A 14,348-nucleotide genomic window follows, 5' to 3' on the forward strand; every position below is an offset into this window, starting at 1 on the left:
GCTACCCCTTTCCGTGGGCACGGGCTACTTGGGCGGCAATTTCCGACGGCGGTCCAGCTGAGGCAGGTTGCCAACTCTCCAGCAAGGAGTAGGCAATGATGCGTTCCTGCGCACCGAACCTGGGGTTGCAACTGGTCATCGTCAGGAAGCTCTCCGTGGGGGTGGCTCCCGGCTGCGTGGGCACGGGCAGCAGGACGTCGGTGCGGTCGGGCAGGACGATCTGGTTGTTGCGGAAAACGTAGGTGTAGTAGCCGTCGGCAGTTTGGACGTAGATCTTGTCGCCGGGAACCAGCGTATGGATGTTGTCCAGGACGGCGCCGTGGGTTTGCCTGTGGCCGGCCACCGCAAAGTTGCCCGGCGCCCCGGGCATGCTGGTGCTTCCGTAGTGTCCCAAGCCCAAGGTATCCAGGACATCCGAGCTGGTGCCTTCGATGATGGGGCGCGTGTAGTCCTGCCCAAAACGCGGGATGTACATGATGCCGATGGTTCCGCCGTGGCCAGGGGCCTTGCCGACAACGGGTGTTCCGTAGTCCACAGGGCCCGTGGGTGCTGCAGGGGCTACCGGTCCAGTGAATTCCTGGGCGAAGCTCTTGACGGCCTCGGTCTGCTTGGCGTCGGCTTCCACGTTGGTCCACCACAATTCCCAAGCCACGAAGAGGAGCAGGACAATGCCCGCCGTGATGAGCAGCTCACCCAGGATCTGGCTGATCTTTCGGATGACATTTGAGGCGCCGCGCTTCTTGCGGGGGCGCAATTCCTCCCCTTGGCTCGCGGACGGCACGGCAGATGCCGCCGTCGTCTGCTGGTGCGCCACAGGGTCTCCTCTTATAGGGCGCGGGCGTCACTGGCGTATCCCGAGTTGCGGCTAGACTTGACAGCTAGAACCAACCCGGAACGCCGTGTGGCCGTTAACCGCTGGAAATTTCCTTCCTGCAGGATATCAAGGCCAGCGCGACGGGTATCAACCGAGCAGTCCAGGAGGATCCGTGCCCGAGTCCAAGCCCCGCAAGCGGCCTGCCCGCCAGACCCAACAGACCTCGGCCACACAGCAATACAAGCCCAACCCGGTTTGGTACAAGGCCGTCATGTTCGGCCTCATGATCCTCGGCCTCCTCTGGATCATCACCTTCTACATCACTGAAGGCCAATTCCCGGTCCGCGACTGGGCCTCCTGGAACATCGTTGCGGGCTTCGGCATCGCGATTGTTGGGTTCCTCATGACCACCCGCTGGCGCTCCTAGGAATTCCGGACCTCACATTCCGGTGTCCGCTGGCGTCTACAGGATATGAGCAACCGGCACACCACGTTGGATTCCCCGCTGGGGCAGTTGACGCTGACCGCCCGCAGGGAGTTTTTGACGGGCATTTTCTACGAAGGGCACTGGCATATGCCCGCGCCCGACTATTTCGGGGAACCGGTCTCCGTTGAGGACCCGGTCTTCACCCATGCCTGGAGCGAGTTGTCCGAGTACCTGAACGGGCAACGCACCGAATTCAGCGTTCCGTTTGAGGCGCGAGGCAACTCCTTCCAAGAGAAGGTCTGGGCCCGCCTTCAACACATTCCCTTTGGGGAAACCGTCAGTTATGGGGAACTCGCCGCGGAGATGGGAGATCCCCACCTTGCGCAGGCAGTCGGTTCTGCCGTCGGACGCAATCCCATCAGCATCATCATCCCCTGCCACCGCGTTGTAGGCCGGAAGGGCCAGCTCACGGGATATGCGGGCGGACTTCGGAACAAGCGCTTCCTCCTGGAGCTCGAAGAACCGGACTCCGTGAGAGAGGGCAAGCTCTTCTGATGGAGAACGGACAGGCCAGCAAGAAACCCTTCGAGGCAGTAGTGCAGGAACGCGGTGCAACCGTGCTTCGGGTGTGCCGCGCGATCCTGGGTGTCCACGACGCCGACGACGCGTGGTCGGACACCTTCCTTGCGGCGCTCCAGGCCTATCCGGATCTGCCCGTGGATGCCAACGTCGAAGCCTGGCTGGTCACCATTGCCCACCGGAAGTGCATTGACCACCTGCGTGCCGGAGCCCGGCGCGCCCTGCCTGTGGACCATCCGCCCGAACAGCCGACCCGCCTGGGCCTGCCGGGCGACACGGACACCGAACTTCTCGACGCCGTCGCCAAACTGCCGGCGAAGCAGCGCCAGGCAGTGGCCTACCACTACCTCGCAGGCCTGCCTTACAAGGAGATCGGCGTTCTCCTCGGCAGCTCGCCTGAGGCGGCACGCCGTGCAGGCGCCGATGGCGTGAAGGCACTCCGCGCAGTTATCCAATCTCCTGCTTCGCTGGTCCATTCATCATCGAAAGGTGAAGTCCAATGACCCTCGACCCCAACCTTGCGCATGACGAGGTGCTTTCCCTCCTCGAACCCCTGGATGTTGGGCTCCAGCCCGCCCTGGCCAACCTCCACGCCCGGCTTGCCCGCGACGCCCAACTGACCCACGCCATGGACATTGCCTACCGTACGATCGATTCTCCAGTGGGGAAGCTGCTGCTCGCGGCAACGGACCGGGGAATCATCCGGGTCGCCTTTGAACTGGAAAACCACGACTCCGTTTTGCAGCTGCTTGCCGACACTGTCAGCCCACGCATCCTGGAAGCCCCCCTCCGGTTGGATGACGCCGCACGGGAACTCGACGAGTACTTCGCAGGCAAGCGCCGGGATTTCGACCTCCTCCTCGACTTCCGCCTGTCCCGCGGTTTCCGTCTCAACGTCCTCCGGCACCTGCCGAGGATTCCCTATGGAAACACTGCGAGTTACGCACAGGTGGCACAGGCTGCGGGCAGCCCCAACGCTGTCCGCGCGGTGGGGACCGCTTGCGCCACCAATCCGCTGCCTGTGATCGTGCCTTGCCACCGGGTGGTCAAGTCCGATGGCAGCTTCGGTGGCTACCTCGGCGGCCCGGAAGCCAAGCGGGCATTGCTCACGCTGGAGGCAGCAGCGTGAGTGACGACGCCCTGTTTCCGCGTGAGCTGGTTCAGCCGGAAACGCACGACGCCGGTCCTCGTCTGGTGCGGCCCGGCGCGGTTCACGTCCCGGGTTGGCTGACTTTGGAGCAGCAGCGCTGGATCGTAGCCCGTTTCGGTGAATGGTCCCAGGGACCCGTTCCGCTGCGGGCTGCCACGCTTCCCGGCGGGCACCAAATGTCGGTACGCACCGTGTGCCTCGGCTGGCATTGGCAGCCGTACCGTTACTCGCGGACAGCTACGGACGTCAACGGGCAAGCTGTCCTCGATTTTCCCGACTGGATGGTCCGTCTGGGGAAAAAGGCGGTCTCCGCTGCCTACTCGCGGGAGGTGGGCGTTGACGAGTCATTGCTGGGCCTCTCCGAGGATTACGCCCCGGACGCGGCTCTGGTGAACTACTACGCCGATGGGGCTGCCATGGGCATGCACCAGGACAAAGACGAGCACTCCGACGCTCCTGTGGTCTCCATCAGCATTGGTGAGTCGTGCATTTTCCGGTTCGGCAACACCCAGACCCGCACAAAACCGTACGAGGACGTGGAACTGCGCTCGGGGGACCTTTTCGTCTTTGGCGGTCCTTCCCGGTTTGCCTACCACGGCATCCCCAAGGTGCTCCCGGGCACTGCTCCTGATGGCTGCGGATTGGACCACGGCCGGATCAACATCACCATGCGCGTCACGGGATTGTCCTAGGTAGATAAACTTCCCCTACCTGCAACGCGGGGTCACTTATGGCCCCTAAATCCCCTCACCAGGGGCCATAAGTGACCACGCGTTGCTTTGAGAGGAGATTGCATGACCCCGGACAACGGCAGCATCATCGGACCTGACGGCCTGGCGCGTCCAGTGTGGGCTGCGTCCGATCCACTGATGCAGGCCTATTATGACCACGAGTGGGGCATGCCCGTGCGCGACGAGCAGGGGATGTACGAACGCATCAGCCTGGAGGCTTTCCAGGCAGGCCTTTCGTGGGCCACCATCCTGCGCAAGCGCGAGGCGTTCAGGAAGGCGTTCCTGGACTTCCATCCGGAGAGTGTCGCTGCGTTCACCGAGTCTGACGTGGATCGGCTTATGCTCGACGCCGGTATCGTCCGCAACCGATTGAAGATCCACGCCGCGATCACCAACGCCAAGGCAACCATTGCCCTGCGTGAGGAAGGCGGACTGGTGGACTTCGTGTGGTCCTTCCAACCTGACAGCACGCCCGCTCCCCGGAGCCTGTCGGAGATCCCCACAACGTCTCCGGAGTCCATTGCCCTTTCCAAGGCCCTGAGGAAGAAGGGCTTCGCTTTCGTCGGGCCCACCACCATGTATGCCTTGATGGAAGCGGTCGGCATCATCGACACCCATCTGGTGGACAGTCACCGGCGCGGGACCTCAGGGGTGTGGACCTAGGCGGAAGCCGCTCGGGCAGTTGAAACACCCCTTCCCCTGAATTCTTGTCCACAGAAGTGCGTAACGTTATCCACAAGCGGGGATAACTTCTGTGGACATCCACATACTTGCCCCCAAAATCCCCGGGAAACCGCCCAAGCAGGCCATCACGTCGCCCGTGGGACAGTTATACCCACTGTGCACTGTGCTGTGGATTGTGGCCGAAGCTTCATCGAAAGTTCAAGCCGCCGGGATTGCCGGGTTGGCCTCAACCGATATTTCCAGCTTGTTCCTTCCGCCTCCCCCCATAGCCTCGGAGGGTGCGCGGACGAGCCCCTCATTCCTGGTTACCCACATAACAACACCCGGGTTCCCACAAGTTATCCACAGGTGGGGAAAACATGTGGGTTGGTGTCCGAAAGACCCTGAAATGCCGGGGTTTCCTGCCCTGCCAACGGGCTGAACTACACAGATGTAAGTTATTAACAGTGTTGATAACCCTGTTGATAGGCCCCTCACCCCGGGGGAATTAACAGCCTTGTCCACAGGGCTCTCAAATCCTCCCTCTTTGTCCACAAAAGGGGGATGGGTGGGGACATAGTTATCCACAGGTGTGGAGAAATCCATGCCAATCGGGGGATATCTGCCCCTGGAACGGCCCTATTGGAGGGTTAAGCCCTTAACTACATACATGTAAGTTACTCACAATGTGGATAACGCCTGTGGATAACACGGTCTTCCAGCTCATGCAGCCCATCAACCGGCAGGTTTACGGTTGTCCCATGAAGAGCGACTTCAAGAAGCTGATCCCCAGCTACAGTGCAACGAGGGGTACGTTCTCCGTGCTGACCGTTCCGCCCCTTCAGTACTTGAAGATCGACGGCTCAGGGGACCCCAATACTGCGGCGTCGTACAAGGACGCCTTGTCCACGTTGTACCCCGTGGCGTACAAACTTAAGTTCTTCAGCAAGGCGGAGTTGGGCCAGGACTATGGCGTGATGCCGCTGGAGGCACTCTGGTGGGCCGATGACATGGACGCCTTCACCAGCGCCAGGGACAAATCGCTCTGGGATTGGACCCTGATGAACATGGTGCCGGACTGGATCACGCAAGAGCACTTTGAGGCGGCGTGCGAGGCTGCGGACCGAAAGGGAACCGCCCCGGCCTTGGAGCGGCTCCGGTTGGAGCCGCTGGAGGAGGGGTTGTGCGTACAGACGCTGCACATTGGTCCGTACGATGATGAAGGGCCCGTGCTGGATGAGATGCATCACCGGTTCATACCGAAGCAGTCACTGACCATGACAGGAAAGCACCACGAGATCTATCTAGGGGATCCCCGGCGGAGCGCGCCGGAGAAACTCAGGACCATCCTGCGGCAACCCGTCGCGCCCACAGCGGAGTGACACATAGGGAAGGAACCCCAGGCAGGGTTAGCCGGCGGTAACGCGGAACCAAGTCAGGACTGCCAACAAGCCCACAACCAGCACCAACCCGCCGGTTTGGAGGAGAGCCTGGTTCTTGCCGCGGGGTGCGTAGGCGATGGCAGCAGCGGCGAGGCCACCGGTAATCAATCCGCCCAGGTGGGCCTGCCAGGCGATGTTGGGGATAAAGAAACCGATGACGCCATTGATGGCGATCAGAACCCACAGTTGCTTGGTTTCGCCACCCCTGTGGCGTTGGACCACGAGCATGGCGCCGAAGAGACCGAAGATCGCGCCGGATGCGCCCACCACGCCGGAGATTGGGTAATCGGGAGTCAGCAGGAGATAGCCTACTGAACCTCCGATAGCGGAGATCACATACACCGCCAGGAAACGAATCCGCCCCAGCAACGGTTCAAGCGCTTGGCCAAAGATCCACAACGTATACATGTTCAGGACGATGTGGAGAAGGAAGCCTTGGGAGTGCAGGAACGCCGCAGTAAGCATGCGCCACGGTTCCGTGGCGGCAAAGACGTTGGCAAACGCAAAGTCCTGGAAGATGAGGTCGCCGGGCACAATCCACTGAAGGATGTACACCAGCACGCAGAGACCGATGATCGTGAACGTCACCAAAGGACGGCCCACGGCCAGGGCGCCGCCGTACGGGGACCGGTAGGCCGGCGTCGTACGTTTTTGTTCGTTGACGCAGTCAACGCATTGGAACCCGACGGCGGCCGTCCGCTGGCACTCGGGGCACGCAGGGCGCCCGCAGCGCTGGCACCGCACATAGGAGGGCCTGTCCGGGTGCCGTGGGCACACCGGAATATCAGCGGACGGCTCTGCCGACGGGATTCCGTAGCTCATTAATTCAGCGTCAGTGAGCGACTAGAGCTGTTCGATGTCGATGCTGTTGATGACGACATCTTCGACCGGGCGGTCACCCATGCCGGTACGGACGGACTCGATGGCGTCCACAACCTTGCGGGATTCCTCGTCCGTGACCTCGCCGAAGATGCTGTGCTTGCCGAACAGCCAGTCGGTGTTGACCGTGGTGATGAAGAATTGTGACCCGTTGGTGCCCTTGCCCATCTGGATTCCGGCGTTCGCCATGGCCAGCTTGTAAGGAGCGTTGAACGTCAGTTCCGGGTGGATTTCGTCGTCGAACTGGTAACCGGGGCCACCGACGCCGCGGCCCAGGGGATCGCCGCCCTGGATCATGAAGTCCTTGATGATCCGGTGGAAGATGGTGCCGTTGTACAGGGGAGTACCGGTCTTGTCCTCGCCCGTCTCCGGGTGGTTCCAGGACTTCTCGCCCGTAGCCAGGCCGATGAAGTTCGCCACGGTCTTGGGCGCGTGGTTGCCGAAGAGGTCAACCTTGATATCGCCGAGGGTAGTGTGGATCGTTGCTTTTGCGGTTGCAATGGTCATAGGCCCATTCTTCCATGCAGGGTCAACGCCGGGGCAGTTGTAAAGCCGGTTCCGCGCTCGGTGAAATCCGGGCCGAATCGGCCAGATGAATAGCCGGTGTTCCCCAAGCGACGTAGGCTAGCAACAAACGAGCACGTGTATCGGGAGGTAGTTGTGAAGAAAACAGACCGTATTGCCCGCGAACTCGAACAATCCGTTGCGGTTGGTGTGGATAACGCACGCGACTGGGCTGCGCCCCGTGTGGAAGCAGCCGTGAACTGGGCTGTTCCGCGTATCCAGCACGGCATTGACACCGCTTCCCCCAAGATCCAAGAGGGGCTGAAGTCCGCCGCGCACAACCTCGCCGACGGCGTGGCAGTCGTTACGCCGCGCATCCAGGATGGACTGGCGCACCTCGCGCCAAAGATCCACGATGTCGTAGAGGACGCAACGCCGAAAATCCAGGAGACCCTCAACAAGGCAACTCCGGCACTGGGGATCGCACGGGACAAGGTGGTGGACGAGTACCTGCCCAAGCTTTCCGAACAGCTGGGCCAGGCTTCCGTAGCGGTTCACCACGTTCTGGAGAACGCGCCGGCCCAAGTCGATGCGGTTGCCCAGAAGCTTGTTGACTCCGGTGTTGTGCACAGCGTCCAGGAGCAGGCCCAGGCCACAGGCAAGCAGCTGAAGGCTGTGGCAGATGAGGCTTCCAAGGCTGTCGCCACCAAGCTGGGCAAGGAACCCAAACCCAAGAAGCGCGGATGGCTGGTCTTCACGGTCATCGCCGCAGCTGCCGCTGCCGGTGTTGCCGCGTGGAAGGCTTCCAAGCCGGTCGAGGATCCGTGGAAGACCCCTTCCCCGGTCACGCCGACCCCGGCTCCGGTTCCGGCCGCTCCTGCAGCGGCAGAAACTGCGGCTCCGGCTCCGGCCGACGCAGCTGCCTCCGCCACTGCGGCTGAAGCTGCCAAGCCCGGCGCGTCGGACATTACTCCGGAGGAAGCCAAGGCCGAGGCCGAGCAGGCAACCAAGGACGCCTTCAAGAACGTTGAGGACTCCAGCGCAAAGGTCGCCACGGATGCCAAGACGGCCGTCAAGAACATCGCGGCGAGCCTGAACAAGGACAGCGAAGGCTCTGATTCGGACGCCAAGGGCTCCAACAGCTAAGCGCTTTCACCTGGAAAGCAGTCCACTCCTGAAGGGACTCCGGCAGCAGCCGGGGTCCCTTCAGTGTTTGCCGGCTTGTAACCAAAGCCTCCGCCAGGGGCAAAGATGCGGGTGTTAGATTTGAGGAGATGTCAGCCGATAGACCCTTGGCGGGTGCCCTCCAGGATGCCCCGGAACCTCCGGGCGTCTCCATCGTCATCCCGGCGTACAACGAAGAAAGCGTTATACGCCAGTGCCTCATCGCTGCCATCTACCAGTCCGTGCCGGCCGACGAGATCATCGTGGTGGACAACCTGTCCACGGACCGGACCGCCAGGATCGTGCGGCAAATGCAGCAGGAATACCCTGAGAGCCCCATCATTCTTCTTCGGCAGGACACGGCCCAGGGCCTCATTCCCACCCGCAACCACGGCCTGAACAGTGCCACGGGGGAGGTAGTGGGCCGTATCGACGCCGACTCCGTCCTGGAACCGGACTGGGTCGAGCAGGTCCAAAAGGCGTTCATGGACCAGTCCGTCGCCGCGGCCACTGGACCGGTGGTCTACTACGACATGCCCATGCGGCGGTTCGGGCTCAAGGCCGACGACAAGATGCGGCAGCTCATGCTCCGCCTGGCAAAGCACCAGTACCACTTCCTGTTCGGCTCCAACATGGCCCTTCGTCGGTCTGCGTGGGAAACCATCCGCGGTGAGGCGTGCCTGGACGAGAAGGATGAGATGCACGAGGACATCGACCTCTCGCTCCACCTCTTTGAGCATGACCTGAAGGTCCAGTACGTCCCACAGATGGTCTCGGGCATGTCCGCACGCAGGCTCGAGGATTCTCCCCGCGACTACCGCTACTACGTGCAGCGCTTCGACCGTACGTACAAGGCGCACAACGTCAAGAAAATGGCCCTGAAGGCGCCCATGGTGGTGTTCTTCTCCGTTTATTTCCCTGCCAAGCTGCTCCGCGCCATCCACACCGCCAATGCCGCACAGGGCGCCCGCCGCGGCGGTCTCTGAGTCCCTGCGGGATCAACGCACGACGCCGGGACTTCAGTCAGTGCCCAGTTCGGCTTCCCTGCGGTCAGCTTCGTCTTCCCCGCGCCCTGCACGGCCGCGCCTCTGGCCGGCCACGACGACGGCCAAGCCGGCCAGGATGAGCGCCAAGCCGGCATAGGTTCCCGCTGGCAAAGTCTCATTGAGGAAGATGGCCGCAAGAATGGCCGCACCGGGGATTTCAAGCAGGATGATCATGGACACCAGCAAAGGGCTCATCGTTGCCAGCAAGTGGTTGAATGCTGTGTGCCCCACCAACTGAGCGCAGACGGTGATGGCGATGATCCCAAGCCAACCACCGGCGTCGAACCCTGACAACGGCTGCCCGCTGAGCAATGCCATCACAGCCACCAACGCCGCGCACATCCCGTAGCACAAGGTGGTGTAGGTCCCCGTAGCCATGGACTGACGGGCCTTCCCGCCAGCCAAGGTGTACAGGCCAGCCAGGGCACCACCGGCAACGGCCAGGAGGTCACCCAGGAGCGCCTCGGGGGACGAACCCATATCGAATCCCGTGATGGCTACGACGCCCACAAAGGCTATGCCCAGCCCGATCAGGACGGGCCAGCGATGGCGCGTGCCGCGGAACATCTGGAAGACAGCGATCCATGCGGACTGAAGGCAAACGAGTGCCGTGGCCGCCGCAACAGATGTCAGTTGGAGGGCCGTGATGAAGCAAGCGAAGTGAAAAGCAAGTGCGACGGCGGCCATCGCCGACCAGCCGAATTCGCGCCGGTTGATCCTGCCGAAGGCTTTTGGCTCCTTGATGACCACCGGCAGCGCCATCGCGGCGGCCCCGATCGCATTGCGCCAGAAGGCGATGGCCAGCGCGGTCACGGAAGTGGCGCCCAGTGTGCCGGCAATGAGTGGTCCGGAGGAGGCCACACCCAGTACTCCCAGGGCGGCAATGAGAAGGTTCACAGACCAACACTAGTGGGCTGTGGTTCCACGTCCGTTCCCGAGTCCGCCACGTTCCCCGGGCAGGCGTTAAATGCAAAAAGTCCCGGTCAGTTCTGACCGGGACTTTTCTTATGGTGGAGGCACGGGGACTCGAACCCCGAACCCCCTGCTTGCAAAGCAGGTGCGCTACCAATTGCGCCATGCCCCCATAAGAAGCAACCCGTCTATCATACCCCATATCCGGACTGGGTTTTACCAGTTCAGAACCGGGTTCCTCGGCTAGTCAACCGTATCGGTTGATTTGCTCCAGACATCTTTCCGGGCTTCGGATTCCTGGTTCTTTTTATAAACCAGGACACCTGCGATTGCGGCTGCCACAACTACCAGCAACTTCTTCACAAGTACCTCATTCCGGTTCAGTTTTACCTGAACCTGTTTAGGTTCCGTGGGCGTACCAGGACTTGAACCTGGGACCTCTTCGTTATCAGCGAAGCGCTCTAACCGCCTGAGCTATACGCCCCGATGCCTCATCGGGCCGAGATATGACTGTACAGCACTTCCCGGCCCGATCTCAAATCGAGGCAGTTTCACCGGTGAATTCCGCCCGAAACGGCGGAATTCCGCGGATTCTTCCTAGTCGTCCGTCAGGGTGACGCCAACGCCACCCACCAACGTTGCAGAAATGTTATAGAGAACGGCAGACAGCATGGACAGCGCCGTCAGCAGGACAACATTCACGACGGCGATGATCGTCGCGAACGATGCCACCTGGCCCAGGGAAGCGATCTTCTTCAGTTCGAAACCGCTGCCTTCAGAACCGGCCAGCGTGCCCAGGAGGCTGTCTACCTGATTGAAGATGCCTGTGAGATCCAACACGGTCCACAAAACAATTGCCGCCACCACGGTGACGATTCCCAAGGCTACGGACAGCAGGAAAGCCATCTTGAGCACTGACCAGGGATCGACCTTGCTGACCAGAAGGCGTGCACGGCGCACCTTTGCCTTGGGGGCGGGCTTCACCAGGCCGGGACCACCTTGGGCGGGTCGTTGTCCTGCAGCGCCGGCCGGACGCTGGCCCGGCTGGGCCGGACGCTGGCCCGGGGCACCTGCCGGCCGTTGCCCGGCGGCCGCGGGGCGCTGGCCTGGCTGTGCGGGGCGTTGCCCCGGGGCGCCGGCTGGACGAGGAGCAGAGTTGGCACCCGTTGCCGGACGCGCACCTGCCGCGCCCGAGCCGGGGGATCCTGCCCCCGGGCGTTGCTGGGGACGTGCGGGCGTGCCGGCCTGCGCGTTGCCTGAGGGCTGCCGGAGTCCGCCGGGGACACCTGTGCTCGGCTTGGGATATGAGTCGGAATTACTCACTCGTTACCTCCGGTATTGTCTTCGTTCAGCTCCGCGCCCGATTCGTTTTCCGGGTCAGCGTCGTTTTCCGTTGCGGTCACCGCAGCGGCACCGTCGTTTGCAGCCAACGTTACGTCATCGTCGGCGGCGTCCTCTGATTCCTCGCCCTCCAAACCGCGTTCGCTGTTGCGGGCGACTTCGATAATGCGGTCATTCTTGTCGGGCTTGGCAAAGATGACACCCATGGTGTCACGGCCCTTGGCAGGAACGCCGGCCACGGCGGAACGGACCACCTTGCCGCCTTCCATGACCACCAGGACTTCGTCTTCTTCCTGGACAATCAAGGCACCCACAAGGTCTCCACGGTCCTCGGCGAGCTTGGCTACCTTGATACCCAAGCCGCCGCGGCCCTGGAGCCGGTATTCGTCCACAGCGGTTCGTTTGGCGTACCCGCCCTCGGTCACAACGAACACGAACGAGCCCTCCTGGACCACGTCCGCGGCCAGCAGTTCGTCGTCTTCACGGAACTTCATGCCCGTGACACCTGAAGTGGCGCGGCCCATGGGCCGCAGGGCATCATCCGTTGCCGTGAAGCGGATTGACTGGCCCTTGCGTGAGACCAGGAGGAGGTCGTCCGTTTCGCTGACCAACTGGGCAGAAACCAGTTCGTCACCGTCACGCAGGTTGATGGCGATGACGCCGGCCGTGCGGTTGGTGTCGTAGTCTTCCAGTCGCGTTTTCTTGACCAGGCCGTTCTTGGTCGCCAGCACCAGGTACGGAGCTTGCTGGTAGTCCCTGAGATCCAGGACCTGCGCGATGTGCTCATCCGGCTGGAAGGCCAGGAGGTTGGCAACGTGCTGGCCCTTGGCGTCACGTCCGGCTTCGGCAAGTTCGTAAGCCTTGGCCCGGTAGACGCGGCCCAGGTTCGTGAAGAACAACAGCCAGTGGTGCGTGGTGGTGACGAAGAAGTGCTCCACGACGTCGTCGCCGCGCAGCTGGGCGCCCTTGATGCCCTTGCCGCCACGCTGCTGTGAGCGGTAGTTGTCACTACGGGTCCGCTTGACGTAGCCGCCGCGGGTAATGGTGACAACCATTTCCTCTTCGGGGATCAGGTCTTCCATGGACATGTCGCCGTCGAAGCCCATCAGGATGTGCGTCCGGCGGTCATCGCCGTGCTTGGCGACGATTTCCGCCAGCTCTTCGCTGATGATCTGGCGTTGGCGCTCTTCCGAGCCAAGGATGGCGTTGTACTCGCTGATGAGTGCCTCGAGCTCGGCGTGGCGGTCCTGGATCTTCTGGCGCTCCAGGGCTGCGAGCCGGCGCAGCTGCATGTCCAGGATGGCGCGGGCCTGGAGCTCGTCGATGTCCAGGAGCTCCATCAGGCCTTCGCGGGCAGCTTCGGTAGTGCTGGACGCACGGATCAGCGCGATGACTTCGTCCAGCATGTCCAACGCCTTGAGGAGGGCGCGCAGGATGTGTGCTTCTTCCTCGGCCTTGCGGAGGCGGTACCGGGTCCGGCGTGCGATGACGTCCATCTGGTGTGCCACCCAGTGCCTGATGAAGGCATCCAGGCTCAAGGTGCGCGGAACGCCGTCGACAATCGCCAGCATGTTGGCGGAGAAGTTGTCCTGCAGCTGCGTGTGCTTGTAGAGGTTGTTCAGGACAACCTTGGCTACGGCGTCGCGCTTGAGGACAATGACAAGACGCTGGCCTGTACGGCCCGATGTTTCGTCACGGAGGTCCGCGATGCCCTGGATCTTGCCGTCCTTGACCAGTTCAGCAATCTTGATGGCAAGGTTGTCCGGGTTGGCCTGGTACGGCAGTTCCGTGACCACCAGGCATGTCCGGCCTTGCAGTTCTTCCACATTGACCACGGCACGCATGGTGATGGAACCACGGCCCGTACGGTAGGCATCCTCGATGCCCTTGTGCCCAAGGATGGTGGCGCCCGTCGGGAAGTCGGGTCCCTTGATGCGCTGCAGAAGGGCTTCAAGGAGCTCTTCACGGGTGGCCGTGGGGTTTTCAAGTGCCCACTGCACGCCATCGGCAACCTCGCGGAGGTTGTGCGGCGGGATGTTGGTGGCCATGCCGACGGCGATACCGGAGGAGCCATTGACCAGCAGGTTGGGGAAACGCGCCGGCAGGATGGTGGGTTCCTGGTTCTTGCCGTCGTAGTTGTCCTGGAAGTCGACGGTTTCTTCGTCGATGTCCCGGACCATTTCCATGGCCAGCTGGGCCATCTTGGTTTCGGTGTAACGCGGGGCGGCCGCGCCGTCGTTGCCGGGCGAGCCGAAGTTTCCCTGTCCGAGAGCCAAGGGATAACGCATGGTCCAGTCCTGGATGAGGCGGACCAATGCGTCGTAGATCGCCATGTCACCGTGCGGGTGGTAGGTACCCATGACGTCGCCGACAACGCGGGCACACTTGTTGAACGAACGGTCCGGGCGGTATCCGCCGTCGAACATTGCGTACAGCACGCGGCGGTGGACGGGCTTCAGTCCGTCGCGGACGTCCGGGAGGGCGCGTCCGACGATGACGGCCATGGCGTAGTCCAGGTAGGACCGCTGCATTTCGGTCTGCAGGTCAACCTGCTCAACACGGTCGGTCAGTACATCGCCCTCAAGGACGACGTCGTCGGCAGTGGAATCCGCCGGAACTTCAGGAGTTTCGTCACTCATATTCTAAGTTTTCCGTTTCAGGTATATGTCAGTTCTGGAATATTTCGCGTCCTTGCC

16 protein-coding genes and 2 tRNA genes are annotated in these 14,348 nt (G+C 62.1%); 9 read left to right on the top strand and 9 right to left on the bottom strand.

Translation table 11 applies throughout. The features are described from left to right. Nucleotide 1 precedes the first annotated feature (1 nt). On the bottom strand, nt 2-829 hold the full coding sequence (locus FDP28_RS07755) for a class E sortase (RefSeq protein WP_144660208.1): 828 nt from the start codon (nt 827-829) through the stop codon (nt 2-4). 157 nt (nt 830-986) lie between these two features. Here FDP28_RS07755 and FDP28_RS07760 point away from each other — a divergent pair, with 157 nt between their 5' ends. The 7 genes from FDP28_RS07760 to FDP28_RS07790 all read left to right on the top strand — a co-directional run bounded on the left by FDP28_RS07760 (nt 987) and on the right by FDP28_RS07790 (nt 5,746). Next, nucleotides 987-1,241 carry a cell division protein CrgA gene (locus tag FDP28_RS07760; protein WP_144660210.1) on the top strand — a complete coding sequence of 85 codons (255 nt, stop codon included), beginning with the start codon at nt 987-989 and terminating at the stop codon, nt 1,239-1,241. Between the two features lie 45 nt (nt 1,242-1,286). Next, complete coding sequence (locus FDP28_RS07765; RefSeq protein WP_144660213.1) at nt 1,287-1,796, top strand: methylated-DNA--[protein]-cysteine S-methyltransferase; 510 nt, start codon at nt 1,287-1,289, stop codon at nt 1,794-1,796. Then, entirely contained in the window at nt 1,796-2,323 is a 528-nt protein-coding gene (locus tag FDP28_RS07770; protein ID WP_144660215.1) for an RNA polymerase sigma factor, read from the top strand. Before FDP28_RS07765 ends, FDP28_RS07770 begins: the two co-directional genes overlap by 1 nt. Beyond that, a complete protein-coding gene (locus FDP28_RS07775; protein ID WP_144660217.1) occupies nt 2,320-2,949 on the top strand; it encodes a methylated-DNA--[protein]-cysteine S-methyltransferase in 630 nt (209 codons plus the stop codon). The genes FDP28_RS07770 and FDP28_RS07775 overlap by 4 nt, the downstream gene beginning before the upstream one ends. Then, the gene (locus FDP28_RS07780) at nt 2,946-3,662 is read left to right on the top strand and encodes an alpha-ketoglutarate-dependent dioxygenase AlkB family protein (protein WP_144660219.1); all 717 of its coding nucleotides are present in this window, start codon (nt 2,946-2,948) and stop codon (nt 3,660-3,662) included. The genes FDP28_RS07775 and FDP28_RS07780 overlap by 4 nt, the downstream gene beginning before the upstream one ends. Before the next feature lie 102 nt (nt 3,663-3,764). Beyond that, entirely contained in the window at nt 3,765-4,364 is a 600-nt protein-coding gene (locus tag FDP28_RS07785; protein ID WP_144660222.1) for a DNA-3-methyladenine glycosylase I, read from the top strand. Between the two features lie 761 nt (nt 4,365-5,125). Next, nucleotides 5,126-5,746: a GyrI-like domain-containing protein gene (locus FDP28_RS07790; protein ID WP_144660224.1), complete on the top strand. Its 621-nt coding sequence runs from the start codon at nt 5,126-5,128 to the stop codon at nt 5,744-5,746. Nucleotides 5,747-5,773: 27 nt separating this feature from the next. On the opposite strand, the gene FDP28_RS07795 is transcribed toward FDP28_RS07790, so the two are convergent. Continuing rightward, nucleotides 5,774-6,628 carry a rhomboid family intramembrane serine protease gene (locus FDP28_RS07795; RefSeq protein ID WP_144660227.1) on the bottom strand — a complete coding sequence of 285 codons (855 nt, stop codon included), beginning with the start codon at nt 6,626-6,628 and terminating at the stop codon, nt 5,774-5,776. 21 nt (nt 6,629-6,649) lie between these two features. Then, nucleotides 6,650-7,192, bottom strand: a complete 543-nt coding sequence (locus tag FDP28_RS07800; RefSeq protein WP_144660229.1) for a peptidylprolyl isomerase — start codon at nt 7,190-7,192, stop codon at nt 6,650-6,652. 153 nt (nt 7,193-7,345) lie between these two features. Here FDP28_RS07800 and FDP28_RS07805 point away from each other — a divergent pair, with 153 nt between their 5' ends. Both FDP28_RS07805 and FDP28_RS07810 read left to right on the top strand, forming a co-directional pair. Then, nucleotides 7,346-8,335, top strand: a complete 990-nt coding sequence (locus FDP28_RS07805; RefSeq protein WP_144660231.1) for a hypothetical protein — start codon at nt 7,346-7,348, stop codon at nt 8,333-8,335. Nucleotides 8,336-8,463: 128 nt separating this feature from the next. Further along, nucleotides 8,464-9,339, top strand: a complete 876-nt coding sequence (locus FDP28_RS07810; RefSeq protein ID WP_144660233.1) for a glycosyltransferase family 2 protein — start codon at nt 8,464-8,466, stop codon at nt 9,337-9,339. A gap of 33 nt (nt 9,340-9,372) precedes the next feature. Here the strand turns inward: FDP28_RS07810 and FDP28_RS07815 are convergent, their stop codons facing one another. The 6 genes from FDP28_RS07815 to gyrA all read right to left on the bottom strand — a co-directional run bounded on the left by FDP28_RS07815 (nt 9,373) and on the right by gyrA (nt 14,291). Continuing rightward, entirely contained in the window at nt 9,373-10,296 is a 924-nt protein-coding gene (locus tag FDP28_RS07815) for a DMT family transporter (protein WP_144660236.1), read from the bottom strand. Between the two features lie 111 nt (nt 10,297-10,407). Next, a tRNA-Ala gene (locus tag FDP28_RS07820) sits at nt 10,408-10,483 on the bottom strand. Nucleotides 10,484-10,554: 71 nt separating this feature from the next. Further along, nucleotides 10,555-10,674, bottom strand: a complete 120-nt coding sequence (locus FDP28_RS20655; protein WP_222120623.1) for a DLW-39 family protein — start codon at nt 10,672-10,674, stop codon at nt 10,555-10,557. 47 nt (nt 10,675-10,721) lie between these two features. Beyond that, nucleotides 10,722-10,795: transfer RNA gene (locus FDP28_RS07825), tRNA-Ile, on the bottom strand. Between the two features lie 113 nt (nt 10,796-10,908). After that, nucleotides 10,909-11,634: a DUF3566 domain-containing protein gene (locus FDP28_RS07830; protein WP_144660239.1), complete on the bottom strand. Its 726-nt coding sequence runs from the start codon at nt 11,632-11,634 to the stop codon at nt 10,909-10,911. Beyond that, nucleotides 11,631-14,291, bottom strand: coding sequence for a DNA gyrase subunit A (gyrA, locus tag FDP28_RS07835; protein WP_144660241.1), 2,661 nt, complete (start codon nt 14,289-14,291; stop codon nt 11,631-11,633). The genes FDP28_RS07830 and gyrA overlap by 4 nt, the downstream gene beginning before the upstream one ends. Between the last annotated feature and the right edge of the window lie 57 nt (nt 14,292-14,348).

It is taken from the genome of Paenarthrobacter nicotinovorans, assembly GCF_007670255.1.
Classification (GTDB): domain Bacteria; phylum Actinomycetota; class Actinomycetes; order Actinomycetales; family Micrococcaceae; genus Arthrobacter; species Arthrobacter nicotinovorans_B.

Coding starts and splice junctions, on each gene's coding strand:
- FDP28_RS07765 (WP_144660213.1), top strand. CDS start 1,287: ATGAGCAACCGGCACACCACGTTGGATTCCCCGCTGGGGCAGTTGACG.
- FDP28_RS07770 (WP_144660215.1), top strand. CDS start 1,796: ATGGAGAACGGACAGGCCAGCAAGAAACCCTTCGAGGCAGTAGTGCAG.
- FDP28_RS07775 (WP_144660217.1), top strand. CDS start 2,320: ATGACCCTCGACCCCAACCTTGCGCATGACGAGGTGCTTTCCCTCCTC.
- FDP28_RS07785 (WP_144660222.1), top strand. CDS start 3,765: ATGACCCCGGACAACGGCAGCATCATCGGACCTGACGGCCTGGCGCGT.
- FDP28_RS07790 (WP_144660224.1), top strand. CDS start 5,126: ATGAAGAGCGACTTCAAGAAGCTGATCCCCAGCTACAGTGCAACGAGG.
- FDP28_RS07795 (WP_144660227.1), bottom strand. CDS start 6,628: ATGAGCTACGGAATCCCGTCGGCAGAGCCGTCCGCTGATATTCCGGTG.
- FDP28_RS07800 (WP_144660229.1), bottom strand. CDS start 7,192: ATGACCATTGCAACCGCAAAAGCAACGATCCACACTACCCTCGGCGAT.
- FDP28_RS07810 (WP_144660233.1), top strand. CDS start 8,464: ATGTCAGCCGATAGACCCTTGGCGGGTGCCCTCCAGGATGCCCCGGAA.
- gyrA (WP_144660241.1), bottom strand. CDS start 14,291: ATGAGTGACGAAACTCCTGAAGTTCCGGCGGATTCCACTGCCGACGAC.